We start from the raw sequence: 15,840 nt of genomic DNA, 5'->3' as shown, positions 1-15,840 counted from the left end.
CAAGAACTAGTTCTTGGCGCCCCGTTGGCGATGCAGAGTAAAGCGCAGAAGTTGCGGCCGCGCTTTTCGATTAGGCAGTTACTTGCTGTACACGCTAGTCAGGAAAGGTTTCAAATCGGTGGGCTTGTGCCCGAGCAACTGCTCGAACGTTGCACTAGGTACATCAAACTCGTTCTGCTTCATGGCCTCGGTCATGCCCACCATCATCGACACTATCGGCTCGGGCACGTGGTGCTGGCGCATGCCGGCGGCCATATCGTCGCCCGAAATCGAAACGACTTCAATGGTTTTACCCGTTACGTCGCTCAATGCCGTAGCTACATCTTGGATGGAATACGCTGTACCTAGGCTAATGTCGTAGGTTTTATTCTCGTGCCCACTGGAAGTGAGTACGTTAGCCAATGCCTCGGCAATATCGTTGCGTAGGGCGTAGCTTACTTTGCCGTCGCCGGCGGCGGAGAAGATCTTACCGCTTGGCACTGCGTCCTGGCCGACGATCATCGGCACGAAATCGAGGTAGAGCGCATTCCGGAACAGTGTGTACGTTAGGCCGGAAGCTGCTAGATACTCTTCTGTATCCACGTGGCTGGGCGAGGCGGGGAAATGCGACTCGCGTGAGGGTTTCACCACGCTGGTATAGATAACGTGCTTCACGCCAGCGCTTTTCGCGGCATCAATCACGTTTTTGTGCTGTTGAGTGCGAGCAGCTAAGTCGTCGCCCGAAATGAGCAGTACCGTATTTACGCCCTGAAAAGCGGCTTCCAGGGAAGCTAGGTCGTTGTAGTCGCCTTGCCGCACTTGCACGCCTTGCTGGCTGAGGTCAGTAGCTTTCTGCGGGTCGCGCACTAGCGCAACTATTTTATCAGCAGAAGTTTTAGACAGTAAAGCGTTGATGGTGGCACGGCCCAGATGGCCGGTAGCGCCCGTAATAGCTAGCATACGTTTGGATGATTAGAAGCCAATGGTTACTTTTAGTAACTCAAAGGTATCTGGCTCGGTTGCCAGACGCAAGAAGGTATCTTTTGATTCCTAAGGCACATGAACGTAACTAACGCTGATAATCAAGTAGATAAAATTGCGGCTGCCGCACAAAAAATCCTTGCCATCCCGGAAAGCGGCCCTGGCCTGTGTCCCGTGCGCGATATCCTTGACCGTATCGGCGACAAGTGGTCCTTGTTCTCCATCTTACACCTAGGTAGTGCCGGCAGCTTGCGCTTCAACGAGTTACGCAAGCGCATCGATGGTATTTCCCAACGGATGCTCACCGTCACGCTGCGCATGCTGGAAGCTGATGGACTCGTGACGCGCACTGTGTACGCCGAGGTGCCGCCCCGCGTAGAGTATTGCCTGACGGAGCTAGGTCAGGGCTTGCTAGGGGCTGTAATTGAGTTTGGCAACTGGGCGAGCCAACACGCACCCGCTATTGCACAAGCACGCAAATCCTTTGCGGCCAGAGAGAAGGTAGAAGCAGAAGGCTAGCGTTTACGCTACAGCACTAGCGCTCCACCATTCTAAACGCCGCGCATCTTCGCTTGTTAGTTGCCTTGCTGCTCTTACTTCCCGCTCGTACCTACGTTACTTGCTAAAAGCGGCACTCTGTGGAAAGAACCTCTCCGAAACAAAGAAGCTAGCACACTGAGCAAAATCACTTAAATATTCGCGGCAAACTCAATTACGTTGCCGTGCAGGTCAGCGACAAACCCGCAACGTTTCCCGATCAACGGCACGTCAAAGGGCTCTCGAAGAACCTTGACCCCTCTGTCACGCAGTACCGCCAGTGTCTCCTCCACGTTTTCAACCTCCAAGCAGAAATGCTGAAAGCCCGAAATAATCGATTGGGAAAGATCCTGTTGAGTGCTAGCTGTTGCGCTGCTCAGCACTTCGATCCAAAAGTTATCGTCATTTGCTGGTGCGAGGAAAGCTAATTGCAAGTCTCCTACTGTCCATTTCTTGAGCGTCCTGAACCCTAGTTTTTCCGTGTACCACTGAATGGTGCCCTCGTAGTCGGTGGTGCGTAGCCCGATATGGGCGGCTCGCATTTTTCCGTTGATGCCTTGAGCTTTTTTCTCCGGCATCTCAATCATACTATTGTTTATTCTGTTTTTCACTTTGAGCAGGCCAAGAGCCGCCGTTTCGATGGATTAATAAACACTCCTCACGCAAGGCGAGGAATGCAGAAGGCCAAGTCGACTAGGCAGTACAAAGGTCCAACGTGCTCATGCAGAATGCATGGTGAATATTTCCGCCGGAATGGTGATTGCTTCAGTTTTTAGAGGCCCCAACGAGCCAGTAGCCGAAGCGCCACGCAGAATTCAAACAGAAGGGAGCTAGCTTTTTAGCGCCAAGAATTAGCGCTAAAAAGCACTTATTTACTTTGCTGCTTGGATGGCGCTTATTGCCTGATCCACAACTTGCTGCGCAGCGGCATTATCCGTCCTTTTCGCCTTCAACGACTCTAGCAGCGCTAGCAGGCGCTTATCAACGCCGTAGGGTTTGAACTGCACGCCCATGTGCTGAATCCGGCTAACTCCTTCGGCAAATGCGGCAGGATCTTGCAATCGCTCAAGCAATTCCGCGAAGCCCTGCATCATGTTGAACCGGTCGTTGGTGCTAGCCGCATCGAAGCGGGCAAGCACGAAGGGCCACTTGCTCACCTCACCACTCTTTCCGTAAACGCCTACAATCGCGGCGGTCAGTGCCCCTTTGGTGTCGGCTTGGAGCGCGTTGGCACGCGCTAGCGCGTCCTTGATGTCAACGGAAGCCAACCCCTCTAACGCGGCCCCCTGCACAGCATACGATTGACTACCAAGAGCCTGCGCGAAAGTTTTTTCGTAGCGTTTGTCCTTGAGCTCCGCCAGTGCTCGGAGAGCTTCTACTTGCACTTTCACTGAAGAATCGGCAGAAGCTAGCTTCTGCAAGGCTGGCGCCGCGGCTTTGCGAGTGGCTTTGTTTTTCAGGTCCAGGTTCTCGATGGCGGCTACGCGGATGTTGTAGAATCTGTCGCTGAGGCCGGCTACTACCGTTTGGCGGGCTAGCTTTTCCGTCTGCTTTTCCTTGCTCGCTTTTAAAGCTTCGAACCGATCGAGGTAGCGCGGGGCGTGGGCATACTGGTAGGCGTATTCGGCCAGGCTCTTGTTGTCCGTTTTCTGCCAGACTAGCACTTTCTCGGCATCTACGTTTACTAAGTCAGGCTTGGAAGCTGCCGGCAATTGGAGCGTGGTTACGGCGTCGCGCAGCCATACGGTGTGGCGCTCGGGTTTGCCGTTCATGTACACATCCACCTTCAAGGGCAGGATAAATGGCTGACCGGCTTGCGTTTGCTTGATCGTCACTTCTTCCATCTTGCGCGCCGCATCCCAGCGGTAGTCGATGGTGACGATGGGGTGGCCGGCCCGGTAGTACCACTGGTTGAAAAACCAATTCAGGTCTTGCCCCGAAGCTTCTTCCAACGCTAGGCGTACCTGCTGGGCTTCACCGTTGCCGTAGGCATTTTGCTTCAGATACAGATTGAGGCCTTTGAAGAACACGTCATCACCTAGGTACACTCGCAGCATGTTCAGGATGTTGCCGCCCTTCTGGTAAGTCACGGCGTCGAACATGTCCTCTTTGTCGGCGTACTGAAACCGCACGAGCGGCTTGGTGTAGTTGGCGGGATTCCGGAAATAAGTCGACAAGCTGCGGAAGCCTTGCGACTCGGCGGCGTCGGTGCCGAAGGCGTGCTCTGCCCAAACGGTTTCGCAGAAGTTGGCAAAAGACTCATTCACGGTCAGATTGCTCCAACTTTCGCAGGTCACGTAATCGCCGAACCAATGGTGGAACAGCTCGTGGGCAATTTCGCGCTCCACCCCAGCGTATTCCCAATCGAGCAGCTCGCGGGCGGTACCCTGGGCCTGCTCGCCAAACAAGGAAGCCGTGGTGTTTTCCATAGCCCCGCTCACGTAGTCACGCACGACTACTTGCGCGTACTTATTCCAGGGAAATTCTACCCCTAACTTATTCGAAAAGAACTCCAGCATTTGCGGCGTGCGGCCGAATATCCGCTGCGCCTGTGCGGTGTACTGCGGCTCCATGTAGTAGCTCACTTCCTTCCCGCGCCACTGCTCCTTCGCAATTTTGAAGTCCCCAATGGCCATCATCACGAGGTAGGGCGCGTAGGGCTGGTCCATTTTCCATGTGTCGGTACGCAACCCAGCGCCGGCTGGCGTTTGCGACACCATTTTGCCGTTACTCAGCGTGACGTACTTGCTAGGCACCGTCATGCTGAGCTCCGTGGTGGTTTTCTGGTTGGGCTTGTCGATGGTGGGAAACCACGCCGAGTTCGACTCCGATTCGCCCTGCGTCCAGATCTGCACGGGCTTGCCTTTCACCGTGCTGTCGGGGTTGATGAAGTACAACCCTCGCGCGTCGCTAATGGCGGCGCTGCCTTTGGCTTCCAGCTCGTCGGGCTTGGCCGTGTACTCCAGGTAAATGGTGTAGCTCTCCCCCACCTTCATCGTCCGACCTAGGTGGATGAGCAATTGCTGCTGATCGTAGTCGTACTTGAGCGGTTGCTGCTTGCTGTTCTGCACCAAGGCCACGGTTTTGATGTCCATTCCTTTGGCATCTAGCCGCAAGGAGTCGGTGGCGTAGCCGTGCGGCTTTAGCGTCACCCACTCCTTGCCGTAGAGGTAGCGCTTGGCATAGTCGAAGCGCACATCCAGCTTGGTGTGTACCAAGTCGTTGACTTTGGCAACCGTCGCACGGTAACTGGTAGCGACTGAGCCAGCAGGCGTGGGGCTAGGTGATTGCGCCGAAGCCGACGTACCGATGGCGAACGCAAAAGCTAGCAGGCAAAGATTCTTCATGTAACAGAGAGGAGCAGGTCTGAACTGAATGGCAAGGTAGTATAACTGATCAGATGCCGTGCCCTAGCATTTAGTTGCCTTATGCTTGTTACTAGAACTTAAGTTACTTGAAGTAAGAAAACTAGAGTTAGAGCTAGCAAGCTCCCCTCCTTTTTTAAGGAGGGGTTGGGGGTGGTTCGGCTAGAGCTAGAAAACTAGAACTAGTATCGTTCAACGACAAGGAACCACCCCTACCCCTCCTTAAAAAAGGAGGGGAGCTTGCTAGTTTAGCTTAGCTACTTCTTCGCCGTTTTCTTGAAGATGCTCTTTGGGATGATCATGTGGGCGCCGCGGGTGCCGTCGACTACTTGCGTAGCATCAAGGTCGGCAGCAACGCTGGCGAGCATGTAGGCTTCGTCGTGGGAAAGACCTTTTTCCTTCATGAGGAAATCGACCATTTCGCGCACGGCAATTTTGGCGGCTTTGGTCAGGTCTTCGTCGATGCCCATGGTGATGTAGGTGGTGGGCGTTTCGGCGCGGGGCCAGGTCAGGTGCATGTCTTTGCGCACGATGAACTCCAGGGTGCCGCGCAGCGACGTTTCCAACGCGGTAATATCCACTTCGCCGTTGCCTTGGCCGGCGTGTCCGTCGCCTACTTCAAACAAAGCGCCCGGCACGTGCACCGGAATGTAGAGCGTAGTGCCAGCCACCAACTCTTTGTTGTCTAAGTTGCCAGCATGAATACCGGGAGGCGCGCTATTGACCCGGCCCGAAGCGGGGGGCGGCGCCACGCCCATGCTGCCAAAGAACGGCTTCAACGGTATGTCGATGCCGGGCGCAAAGTGAGCCACGTTCTTCTTCTTGTCCAGCGGAATAATCTTCATTTTGGCGTAGCCGAAATCCTCTGGTATGAAGCCGCTGGTAGCGCCAAAGGCATTGTAGGCGTACGGAATAGCTAGGTCGATCTTTTTGATGCGCACTTCCAGCACGTCGCCCGGCTCGGCGCCTTCGATGTAGATAGGCCCGGTAAGAATGTGGCCGCCAGGGCCTTTGTTAGTCACGTCCTTATAAATATCCCGCAAAGACTGCTCGACGTCTTCGGGCTTCACGCCAGCGCCTTCCAGACGTGTTGGGCTGTTGGTAATCAGCGTTTCCACGTCCACCGCATCACCGGATTTGATACGCAACACGGGCTTCGCGGCGGCATCGTAGTATCCCCAGGCGACAGTGCTCGGGGTTGCTTTTAGTTGGTGCGTCGTGGGTTTGCTTTGCTGGCCGTGGGCATTCGTCGTCAGGAGCGCGCAGATACCCAGGGCAAGAAGCGTCGTCTTTTGCAGGTAGAGGTTTTTCATGCGGTAAGTTGGTAGGCTTGCAATGATCAAGCTACAGACTTAAGGACAACACACGGCGTTGCTTGCCACCAGAAGTTTGCAACGTTTTACTTTGGCAGTAAAACGTCTTACCTAGGTCTACAACTCTTGCCTCAGTCCTTAGCATCCTCTATGCACGGCCCCGACCCGAACACGCTGCATCCGCTTCCGCATCATCGAAAGCTGGTGTTTCTCAAGAACCTCATCACCCGGCCCAACATCATCGTGGGCGACTACACCTACTATGATGACTTTGAAGACCCGGCTAACTTCGAGCGCGACGTACTCTACCACTTCGAGTTTCTGGGTGACAAGCTCATTATTGGCAACTTTTGCGCGATTGCCTCGGGGGTGAAGTTCATTATGAATGGTGGCGGCCACGAAACCAAGCCCCTGTCTACATACCCATTTGCCATTTTTCGGGCAGGTTGGGAGGTTGTCACCGAAGGGCTCACTGCGGCAGAGAAGTACGGAACTAAAGGCGACACCGTGGTAGGCCATGATGTGTGGATCGGCCACGGCGCTACCATTATGCCCGGCGTGCGCATCGGCAACGGTGCTATCATCGCGACCATGTCGGTCGTCACGAAAGACGTACCCGACTACGCCATTGTGGGCGGCAATCCGGCTCAGCTCATCCGCAAGCGTTTTGATGACATGACCATTGCCCGGCTGAATGCCCTAGCCTGGTGGAACTGGGACGCGGAAAAGATCACGCGCAACGTGCAGCTACTCAACTCTATCGATTTAGATGCGCTGGAAAAGGCTGCATCTGATTCCGGGTCCAGCACAGTGCAGTAGACCCATTCGAGCCTGGTTACTTATTATTGACGCGCAACCTAGCTTTCCACTCACGCGGTTGTGCTACACCTAACCACCTAATGAGCCTTTCTCAAAACTACGCTTGTCGCAAGCTTTGGCTGTTGCTGAGCTTCTTTTGCTTTACCGGCAGCCTCACCGCCCAAACGTTGAAAACGCCACCTACCAGCGTCTACAACATCAAAGCATACGGAGCCGTCGGCGACGGCAAAACGCTTGATACGCCGGCCATCAACCGCGCCATTGAAGCGGCGGCCGCTGCGGGCGGCGGGCAGGTATATTTCCCGGCGGGCACCTATCCATCGTTTTCGATTCGCCTTAAGAGCAACATTTCCCTCTACCTAGAGCAAGGCGCCACCTTGTTGGCCGCCGACCCCAATACCGGTCAGGGCCTCTACGATCTAGCTGAGCCGAACGCCTCCGATAAGTTTCAGGACTTTGGCCACAGTCACTGGCACAACAGCTTGATTTGGGGTGAGAACCTAGAGAATGTGTCCATCCTAGGTCCGGGTATGATTGACGGCACCAAGGGCCTGACGCGCGAGACGCCTAAAAAACCTGGTATCGGCAACAAAACCATTGCCCTGAAGCTGTGCCGCAACGTGTTGCTGCGTGATTTCACGGTGCTCTACGGCGGCCACTTCGTGCTGCTGGCCACCGGCGTCGACAACATGACCATCGACAACCTGCGCCTCGACACCAACCGCGACGGTCTCGATATCGACTGCTGCCGCAACGTGCGCGTGTCGAACTGCACCGTGAACTCGCCCTTCGATGATGCTATTTGCCTGAAAAGCTCCTTCGGCCTCGGCTACGCCCGCGCCACCGAAAACGTGACCATCACCAACTGCCAAGTGAGCGGTTACGACCGCGGCACCCTGCTAAAAGGCACCTACGAGCGCAAAGAAGCCGACCTCGTCCCCGACCACGACGGCGTAACCGGCCGCATCAAGTTCGGCACTGAATCGAACGGCGGTTTCAAGAACGTAACCATCTCCAACTGCGTGTTTGAGTTCTGCCGCGGCTTAGCGTTGGAAACCGTCGATGGCGGCATTCTGGAAGACGTCAGCGTGACGAACCTGACCATGCGCGACCTATCTAGCTCGCCAATTTTCCTCCGTCTCGGGGCCCGGATGCGTGGGCCGGAGGGTACGCCAGTCGGTGTGCTGCGCCGCATCAATATCAGCAATATCGTGGTCTACAACGCTGATCCTAGGTACGCGTCCATCATCAGCGGCATACCCGGCCACCCCATTGAGGATGTGAGCCTGAGCAACATCAAAATCTATTACGCTGGCGGTGGCACAGCCGCCCAAGCCAAGATCAAAGTACCCGAAGCCGAGAAAGATTACCCCGACCCCGTAATGTTCGGTGAGCTGCCGGCGTACGGCTTCTTTATCCGTCACGCCAAGAACGTGACCGTCCGCAATGTCGACCTCACTCCTATCATCCCCGACCAACGCCCCGCCATCCTGCTGAACGATGTGCAGCAGATCGAATTTGAATCCATTAAGACAAAAACGGCCGCGGGCGTACCTAGCTACGTGCTCGACCAAGTGGAAGACTTTAGCGTGCTGCGGTCGACAGCGGTGAAGGACAAAACGGTCAAGAAAGCTACACATACGGAGCTGTAGTCAGCTGTATGTAGAACGGTCATGCTGAGCTTGCCGAAGCATCTCACGTGCAATAGTAATCTTAACCGTTCAACGGCTGCACGCGAGATGCTTCGGCAAGCTTAGCATGACTGACTTTCCCCTCTAATAACATGCTTTCCGCAAGCTTTCTATGAAATACTTCGTGCTTTCCGCTGCCGTCCTCCTAACTTTTGCAAGCCAGCCAACCTTCGCGCAGCGACAGATGGAGAACCTAGGTCGCGGAGTAGTAGCAATCCAAAAGAGTCGCGACTCAACCTTCGTTAGCTGGCGTTTGCTGGGTACTGATCCAGAGGATGTCGCGTTCAACTTGTATCGCAAAACCGGTGACCAAGCGCCCATCAAACTGAATAAAGCGCCGATTACAAAAAGCACTAGTTTCCTCGATACAAAAGCTAACACAACCGAGGCTAGGTCGTACTTCGTGAAGCCTGTGTTGAAAGGCACTGAGCAAGCCACCAGCGCTGCTTGTAATTTATCCGCTCAGGCCCCAGCGCGGCCTTATTTTTCCATCCCGCTTCAGGTGCCACCGCCCGGCGAGGAGCTAGGTAGCGCCTACACCTATAGTGCCAACGACGCCAGTGTCGGTGACCTAGATGGCGACGGCGAGTACGAAATCATCCTGAAGTGGGACCCGTCGAACGGCAAGAACCCGCCTCAACCAGGTGTTACGGGTCCGACTTTCTTAGACGCCTACAATCTGGCAGGCAAGCGTTTATGGCGCATCAACCTAGGTAAAAATATTCGTTCGGGTGCTGCTTACACGCAGTTCATGGTGTACGACCTGGATGGCGACGGCCGGGCCGAGCTTGTGTGCAAAACGGGTGATGGAACGTTAGATGGAGCCGGCAAACCTATTGGCGACGCAAGCAAAGATTGGCGCACCCTCACGACAGCTTCTGACCCGAAATACGGTAAAATCGTGGACGGGCCGGAATACCTGACGGTTTTCGACGGCCTGACCGGCGCAGCTCTAGCTTCCCAACCCTACACCCCGACCCGCTACCCGCTTGATGGCTGGGGCGGTATCGGCGGCAATGGTGGCAACGACGTCAACGGCGGACGGCCCGACCGTTTCACCGCCTGCGTGGCTTACCTCGATGGTGTGCACCCAAGCGTGGTGTTTGTGCGTGGCTGGTACGGCCGCACGGTGTTGTCAGCTTGGGATTGGCGTCAAGGCAAGCTCACGCAACGTTGGATTTTTGACTCGAAAGATGGCAGCAACTCCTACTCGGGCATGGCCAATCACAACCTCACCGTAGCCGACGTAGACCAGGACGGTCGCGACGAAATCTGCGTGGGCGCCATGACAGTAGATGATAACGGCCAAGGTCTTTACACCACGGGCCTCCGCCATGGCGATGCCATCCACCTCACCGACCTAGATCCGGATCACCCCGGCTTAGAGGTGTTCGGCATCCATGAAAGCGAGGAGAAAACGCTAGCCCTGAATACGCCCGGCGTCGCTATGTACGATGCCAAAACCGGTAAGATTCTCTTTAGCCAAAGCCCTGGCGTCGACGTCGGGCGCGGCGTAGCCGCCGACATTGACCCGACGCACCTAGGTTTTGAGAACTGGGGCGGCCCCGGCGGCTTGCGCGACGTGCACGGCAAAACCATCACCGAGAAAACGCCCTCTTCCACCAACTTCCTGGTGTGGTGGGATGGCGACCTCACCCGCGAGTTGCTCGACAAGAACCGCATCGACAAGTGGGATTGGACCAAAGCCGAAACCCGCAACCTGCTCACCGCCGAAGGCTGCGTGGCAAACAACGGCACCAAAGCCACGCCTACCCTCAGCGCCGACATCCTAGGAGACTGGCGCGAAGAAGTTATCTGGCGCACCCCCGACAGCCAAGAACTCCGCATCTACAGTACCACCATCCCCACCGAGCACCGCTTCTACACGCTCATGCACGACCCACAATACCGGCTCAGCATCGCCTGGCAAAACACGAGCTACAACCAGCCCCCGCATACCGGCTTCTACCTAGGTACCGGCATGAAAAAGCCCCCGCAGCCGAAAATCGTACTGACAGGGGCTAAAAAGCTTCAGTAGAAAGACAACATAAAGCTAGAACTAAAGCCCCCCTCCTTTTTTAAGGAGGGGGTTGGGGGTGGTTCCTTGACGTTGAACAATACTAATTCTAGTTTTCTAGCGCTAGCTAACCACCCCCAACCCCCTCCTTAAAAAAGGAGGGGAGCTTTAGCCCTAGCTCTTGTTTTTAACTCTACCCAGCCATGAACGTGCGCATGCTCAGGCCGCCGTACGACACCTCTTCAAACACCTGCTTAATTGGCTCTTTCGCGTCGGTGGCCCCTAGGCTGTAGAGCATGGGAAGGTAGTGGTCGACGGTTGGTACGGCCAGCGCGCCAGCTTGACCGGTTTGCTGGTAGTGCACGAGGCTGCGGAAGTCGCGCTGGTCGATTTTGTTTTTCACCCACGAGTCGAACTCCACGGCCCAATCGTGCGGAGTGTTGTCGTTCATCATCAGCTTGGGAACGCTCAAGCGCAAGTTGTGCACGACATTGCCGCTGCCAATGATGAGTACACCCCGCTCGCGCAAAAACTGAAGTTGCTGGGCTAGCTCGAAGTGATACGCCAGGGGCTTGGTGTAGTCGAGGCTGAGTTGGAACACAGGAATGTCGGCCTGCGGGAACAGGTGGTGTAAGATGGTCCAGGAGCCGTGGTCGAGGCCCCATTCGTCGGAGCCGTGCACATCGGGCACCATGTCGATAAGTTGCTGAGCAAACTCTGGCGAACCGGGCGCCGGGTACTGCATGTCGAACAACGCCTGCGGAAAGCCGCCGAAATCATGAATCGTCTCCGGCATCGGGTTCAGCGTGGCAAACGAGCCCTTCGTAAGCCAGTGTGCCGACACCACCAGAATGGCCGTGGGCGGGTGGTCGAGCCGGATCTGCTGCCCTAGGTTCTGCAAGGTTTGGGTGAAGGAGTTATCCTCCAGCGCATTCATCGGCGAGCCATGCCCCACAAACAGCACCGGCATCTTGTCGCTCTTCCGGAAAGAAGTAGCCGTGGAATATAAATCGTTCAGTTTCATGGTCGAAGCAAAAGGCAGGGCAGCTAGCATCTTCAGAAAATGACTGCGTTGCATAAAACTACCCTTTTGATTACCTTACAAAATTACCGCCCCCTAAGCGTCGGCGCCTTGATGTAGGATAAGAAATCAGCTACCGCTTACGATCTAGCTAGCTCCTTCCGAATCCGGCTCAACGACTCCGGTGTGACACCTAGGTAGGCCGCAATCATGCGCTGCGGCAAGCGCTGCACAAGGGTCGGATACATCTGTAAAAACTCCAAGTAACGCTCTTCGGCCGTGGCACTGAGCGTCGCGATTAACCGCCGCTGCATGGCGGCCATGCTGTTTTGCAACAGCGTATGAAAGAACGCCTGAAACGCTGGGCCAAGCGTTTGCAATAGCGGAAAGAAGTCGGGGCCGAAAAGCAGTACCTCCGATTCCTCTACCGCTTCAATGGAACACATAGCGGGCAAGCCGCGCAGCATACTGTGCTGGTCGGATATCCACCAGTTCTCGGGCGCAAACTGAATGATATGTTCTTTCTCTTTCTTGTCGACTACGTAGCTGCGCAGGCACCCTTTCACCACAAAAGCGCCGCGTCGTTCCACTTCACCCTGCCACACGACCAGTTCATTTCTCTGCAACACCTTTGGTATTAATGCCTGCTTCACCACCTCAAACTGCGCGTCGGAAATGGCGAGCTGGCGTTGGAAATACGCACGTAGTCGTTCGTACATCGCCTGTTTGTCAGTTGGATGCGGCACCAGGAGCTAGGTTTTGCGGTTGAGGACTTGAATATGATAAAAAGAAAAGCGCCCAATGGTTTTCCAGAGGGCGCTTTCAATTTCGGTAAATAGGTTTTAAAACGGCGGATCTTCGTTGCCGAAGTTGCTGCGTGGAAAAGCTTGGGGAGGAGGCGTGTCGTTGTTGATGCGCGAACCTAGGCGGATGGTGTTGGGAGCGAAGCCACTCGCGTCGTCGTCGAAGGTGCTGGCGGGGAAGGCGCCGGTGTTGAACTCGTCGCCGCCGAAGCCACCGCCATCGAGGTCGGCAAACTTGGTGAAGCGACCGATGAACTTGAGCTGTACCGTTTCGAGCGAGCCGTTTCGGTGCTTGGCAATGATAACCTCACCCATGCCTTGCGTGGGATTACCCATTTCATCTTCCGTAATTTTATAATACTCAGGACGATATAAGAAGACCACCATATCGGCGTCCTGCTCGATAGAACCCGATTCACGAAGGTCACTCAGCTGCGGCTTCTTGTCGCCGCCGCGGGTTTCCACCGAACGCGAGAGCTGCGACAGGGCTAGCACCGGCACGTTCAATTCTTTGGCAATACCCTTGAGCGCCCGCGAGATAGAGGCAATTTCCTGTTCGCGGTTGCCAGCGCCCTTGCCGCCATCCGAGTTGCCCGTCATCAGCTGCAAGTAGTCGATGATGATCATCTGGATGTCGTGGTGGGCCTTGAGGCGGCGGCACTTGGTACGCAGCTCCCGGATGCTCAACGCAGGCGTATCGTCGATGAAAATCGGGGCCGACGACAAAGATGAAATTTTATGGTTGAGCTGGGCCCATTCGTAGTCGGCTAGGTTACCCTTCTTGATCTTCTCCGAATCCAGCTCCGCTTCCGCCGAAATCAGACGATTCACGAGCTGAATGGACGACATTTCGAGCGAGAAGATAGCTACCGGCTTTTTGTGGTCGACGGCCGCATTGCGCATGGCGGATACCACGAAGGCTGTTTTACCCATGCCCGGTCGAGCCGCAATGATCACTAAGTCAGACGGCTGCCAACCACTAGTCACTCGGTCCAGCGCCGAGAAGCCGCTTGGTACCCCAGTTAGGCCGTCTTTCTGATTCTTCTTTTCTTCCAGCTCTTTGATGGCTTTACCCATCAACGAACGCATGTCGTCGAAGTTCTTACGAATGTTAGATTCCGACACTTCAAACAACGACTGTTCAGTTTGATCGAGCAGATTGAAAACGTCCGTCGTATCCTCAAATGCGTCGCGGTGGATGTCGCTGGCAATGCGGATCAGCTCTCGCTTGATGGCGTTTTCGGTGATGATACGGGCGTGATACTCGATGTTGGCGGCCGAGTTAACCTTGAACGTGAGGTTGGCTACGTAATGCGTACCACCGGCTGCCTCCAGCTCGCCCATTTCGCGCAACTCCTGGTTAACGGTCAGAATATCAATAGGCTCTGACTTATCAAACAGGTTAAGGATAGCCTTGAAGATGCGCTGGTGTTTATCGTCGTAGAAGCTGTTGGGCTTCAGAATATCGATAACCGTTGTCAGGGCATCTTTCTCCAGCATTAGCGCACCCAATACGGCGGATTCCAGCTCCCGGGCTTGGGGCGGCAGTTTGCCAGTGGGCGAAGCCAAGGTCAGCACGGGCGGCCGGCTATTCCAAGCGGCTTTGGCCCGCGAGGCCGATTGTTTCAGGCGGTCATCCATTCGGTCACTCATAGGGGTACTCAACAAATCTAACGCAAAAGGGGCACAAAGCTAGCGGCTACAGCTTAGATTTAGCAAAGTGTCACAATCCTTTCTTTTAGGTATCTTACCAGAATGCTTAGCGTAACCTTCTACTCTTTTTTCCAGGAGTTGGACGTACTTTCCCAAAACGGCAGACCCAACTCTGTGCTGCCGGTTCTTACCTTTACGGCCTTTTCCTGCTTACTGCTTCCGAATGGCCTCCCTTCCCTCCTTCCAACGCTTGCACCTGATTGCCGTCGGGGGTAGCATTATGCACAACCTAGCCCTCGCCTTGCATCGCAGTGGCGTACAGGTAACGGGCTCCGACGATGAAATATTTGAGCCAGCCCGTGGCCGCTTAGCCGCTGCGAATATCTTGCCCGCAGCAGAAGGCTGGTTTCCGGAGAAAATCACGACTGACCTCGATGCGGTTATCGTGGGCATGCACGCTCGCGCCGACAACCCCGAGCTGCTACGCGCCCAAGAGCTAGGTCTGCGCGTTTATTCATTTCCTGAGTTTATCTACGAGGCCAGCAAAGACAAGCAGCGCATCGTCATTGGCGGCTCGCACGGCAAAACCAGCATTACCTCGCTTATTTTGCACGTGCTGCGCTACCATGGTCGCAAGTTCGACTACGCCGTGGGTGCTCAGCTCGAAGGCTTCGATCTGATGGTGCAGCTTACCGACGACGCGCCCATTATCATCATTGAGGGCGACGAGTACCTCTCCTCGCCCATCGACCGGCGACCGAAGTTTCACCTATATCAGCACCACATTGGGGTAATTTCGGGCATTAGTTGGGACCACATCAACGTGTTTCCGACTGAGGAAGATTACCGTGAGCAGTTCCGCGTTTTTGCGGAGATGACGCCCAAAGCCGGCGTGCTCATCTACGACCAAAATGACGAGCAGGTGCAGCTCGTGACGGTACCCACCAGCCCTGATGTGCGATACGTTGGCTACGGTCCGCACGAGCACGTTATTCGGCAAGGTCGCACGTACCTGCTCACGAAGAAGGACGAAGAAGTACCCGTTCAAATATTCGGCGAGCATAACCTGCGCAATATTTCGGCGGCCCGGGAAGTCTGCAAACAGCTCAGCATCAAAGGCAAAGACTTCTACGAAGCTATTGCAACTTTCAAGGGCGCGGCACGGCGACTAGAATTGGTGCGCGAAAGCCAAGCGTCGGTGGTGTACAAGGATTTTGCGCATGCGCCTTCCAAGCTTAAGGCTACCGCTACGGCCTTGAAGCAACAGTACCCGCAGCGGCGCCTAGTGGCGTGTTTGGAGCTTCACACATTCAGCAGCCTCAACCCGGCTTTCTTGCCACAATACGCCCACACTTTCGACGCGCCGGATGTAGCGGTAGTGTACTTCAACCCGCATGTATTGGAGCACAAGCGCCTGCCTCCCCTCGCACCCGAGGCAGTGCAAGCCGCTTTTCAGCGTCCCGACCTGCACGTTTTTACCGACAGCCAAGCTTTGGCGACTTTTCTACACGAACAAAACTGGGCCAACGCTAATCTGCTGATGATGTCGTCGGGTACTTTCGATGGGCTTGACCTAGCAAAACTGGCGGCTGCAGTTGTTGCCTAGGAGACTATCTATTATAAAAGAGCAAGCCCCTTTCCGCTGGTAGCAGCGTGAAAGG

The 15,840-nt window shown here is 55.3% G+C and carries 12 protein-coding genes; 5 read left to right on the top strand and 7 right to left on the bottom strand.

Annotated elements, in window-relative coordinates; translation table 11 throughout:
- Positions 1 to 78 precede the first annotated feature (78 nt).
- Entirely contained in the window at positions 79 to 939 is an 861-nt protein-coding gene (locus tag SD425_RS09710) for an SDR family oxidoreductase (RefSeq protein WP_324677911.1), read from the bottom strand.
- Positions 940 to 1,038: 99 nt separating this feature from the next.
- Between SD425_RS09710 and SD425_RS09705 the strand changes: the two genes are divergently transcribed.
- Positions 1,039 to 1,479, top strand: a complete 441-nt coding sequence (locus tag SD425_RS09705) for a helix-turn-helix domain-containing protein (protein ID WP_324677908.1) — start codon at positions 1,039 to 1,041, stop codon at positions 1,477 to 1,479.
- A 170-nt stretch (positions 1,480 to 1,649) separates the two neighbouring features.
- Here SD425_RS09705 and SD425_RS09700 read toward each other — a convergent pair whose 3' ends face one another.
- From SD425_RS09700 to SD425_RS09690, 3 genes are all read right to left on the bottom strand, one after another.
- Positions 1,650 to 2,084 carry a VOC family protein gene (locus SD425_RS09700; protein ID WP_324677907.1) on the bottom strand — a complete coding sequence of 145 codons (435 nt, stop codon included), beginning with the start codon at positions 2,082 to 2,084 and terminating at the stop codon, positions 1,650 to 1,652.
- A gap of 285 nt (positions 2,085 to 2,369) precedes the next feature.
- On the bottom strand, positions 2,370 to 4,844 hold the full coding sequence (locus SD425_RS09695) for a M1 family aminopeptidase (RefSeq protein ID WP_324677904.1): 2,475 nt from the start codon (positions 4,842 to 4,844) through the stop codon (positions 2,370 to 2,372).
- Positions 4,845 to 5,119: 275 nt separating this feature from the next.
- On the bottom strand, positions 5,120 to 6,175 hold the full coding sequence (locus SD425_RS09690; RefSeq protein WP_324677902.1) for an acetamidase/formamidase family protein: 1,056 nt from the start codon (positions 6,173 to 6,175) through the stop codon (positions 5,120 to 5,122).
- Between the two features lie 150 nt (positions 6,176 to 6,325).
- Between SD425_RS09690 and SD425_RS09685 the strand changes: the two genes are divergently transcribed.
- The 3 genes from SD425_RS09685 to SD425_RS09675 all read left to right on the top strand — a co-directional run bounded on the left by SD425_RS09685 (position 6,326) and on the right by SD425_RS09675 (position 10,723).
- Entirely contained in the window at positions 6,326 to 6,994 is a 669-nt protein-coding gene (locus SD425_RS09685) for a CatB-related O-acetyltransferase (protein WP_416381037.1), read from the top strand.
- Positions 6,995 to 7,074: 80 nt separating this feature from the next.
- A complete protein-coding gene (locus SD425_RS09680) occupies positions 7,075 to 8,646 on the top strand; it encodes a glycoside hydrolase family 28 protein (protein WP_324677898.1) in 1,572 nt (523 codons plus the stop codon).
- A gap of 151 nt (positions 8,647 to 8,797) precedes the next feature.
- Positions 8,798 to 10,723, top strand: coding sequence for a rhamnogalacturonan lyase (locus SD425_RS09675; RefSeq protein ID WP_324677895.1), 1,926 nt, complete (start codon positions 8,798 to 8,800; stop codon positions 10,721 to 10,723).
- A gap of 172 nt (positions 10,724 to 10,895) precedes the next feature.
- Here SD425_RS09675 and ygiD read toward each other — a convergent pair whose 3' ends face one another.
- The 3 genes from ygiD to dnaB all read right to left on the bottom strand — a co-directional run bounded on the left by ygiD (position 10,896) and on the right by dnaB (position 14,179).
- The gene (ygiD, locus tag SD425_RS09670; RefSeq protein WP_324677893.1) at positions 10,896 to 11,726 is read right to left on the bottom strand and encodes a 4,5-DOPA dioxygenase extradiol; all 831 of its coding nucleotides are present in this window, start codon (positions 11,724 to 11,726) and stop codon (positions 10,896 to 10,898) included.
- 137 nt (positions 11,727 to 11,863) lie between these two features.
- Positions 11,864 to 12,469 carry a Crp/Fnr family transcriptional regulator gene (locus SD425_RS09665; RefSeq protein WP_324677891.1) on the bottom strand — a complete coding sequence of 202 codons (606 nt, stop codon included), beginning with the start codon at positions 12,467 to 12,469 and terminating at the stop codon, positions 11,864 to 11,866.
- 96 nt (positions 12,470 to 12,565) lie between these two features.
- Positions 12,566 to 14,179, bottom strand: coding sequence for a replicative DNA helicase (dnaB, locus tag SD425_RS09660; protein WP_324677889.1), 1,614 nt, complete (start codon positions 14,177 to 14,179; stop codon positions 12,566 to 12,568).
- Positions 14,180 to 14,402: 223 nt separating this feature from the next.
- Here dnaB and SD425_RS09655 point away from each other — a divergent pair, with 223 nt between their 5' ends.
- Positions 14,403 to 15,785 carry a UDP-N-acetylmuramate--L-alanine ligase gene (locus SD425_RS09655; RefSeq protein WP_324677887.1) on the top strand — a complete coding sequence of 461 codons (1,383 nt, stop codon included), beginning with the start codon at positions 14,403 to 14,405 and terminating at the stop codon, positions 15,783 to 15,785.
- Positions 15,786 to 15,840 lie beyond the last annotated feature (55 nt).

It is taken from the genome of Hymenobacter sp. GOD-10R (genome assembly GCF_035609205.1).
GTDB lineage: Bacteria > Bacteroidota > Bacteroidia > Cytophagales > Hymenobacteraceae > Hymenobacter.
This window is presented reverse-complemented; position numbering and strand designations above follow the sequence as displayed.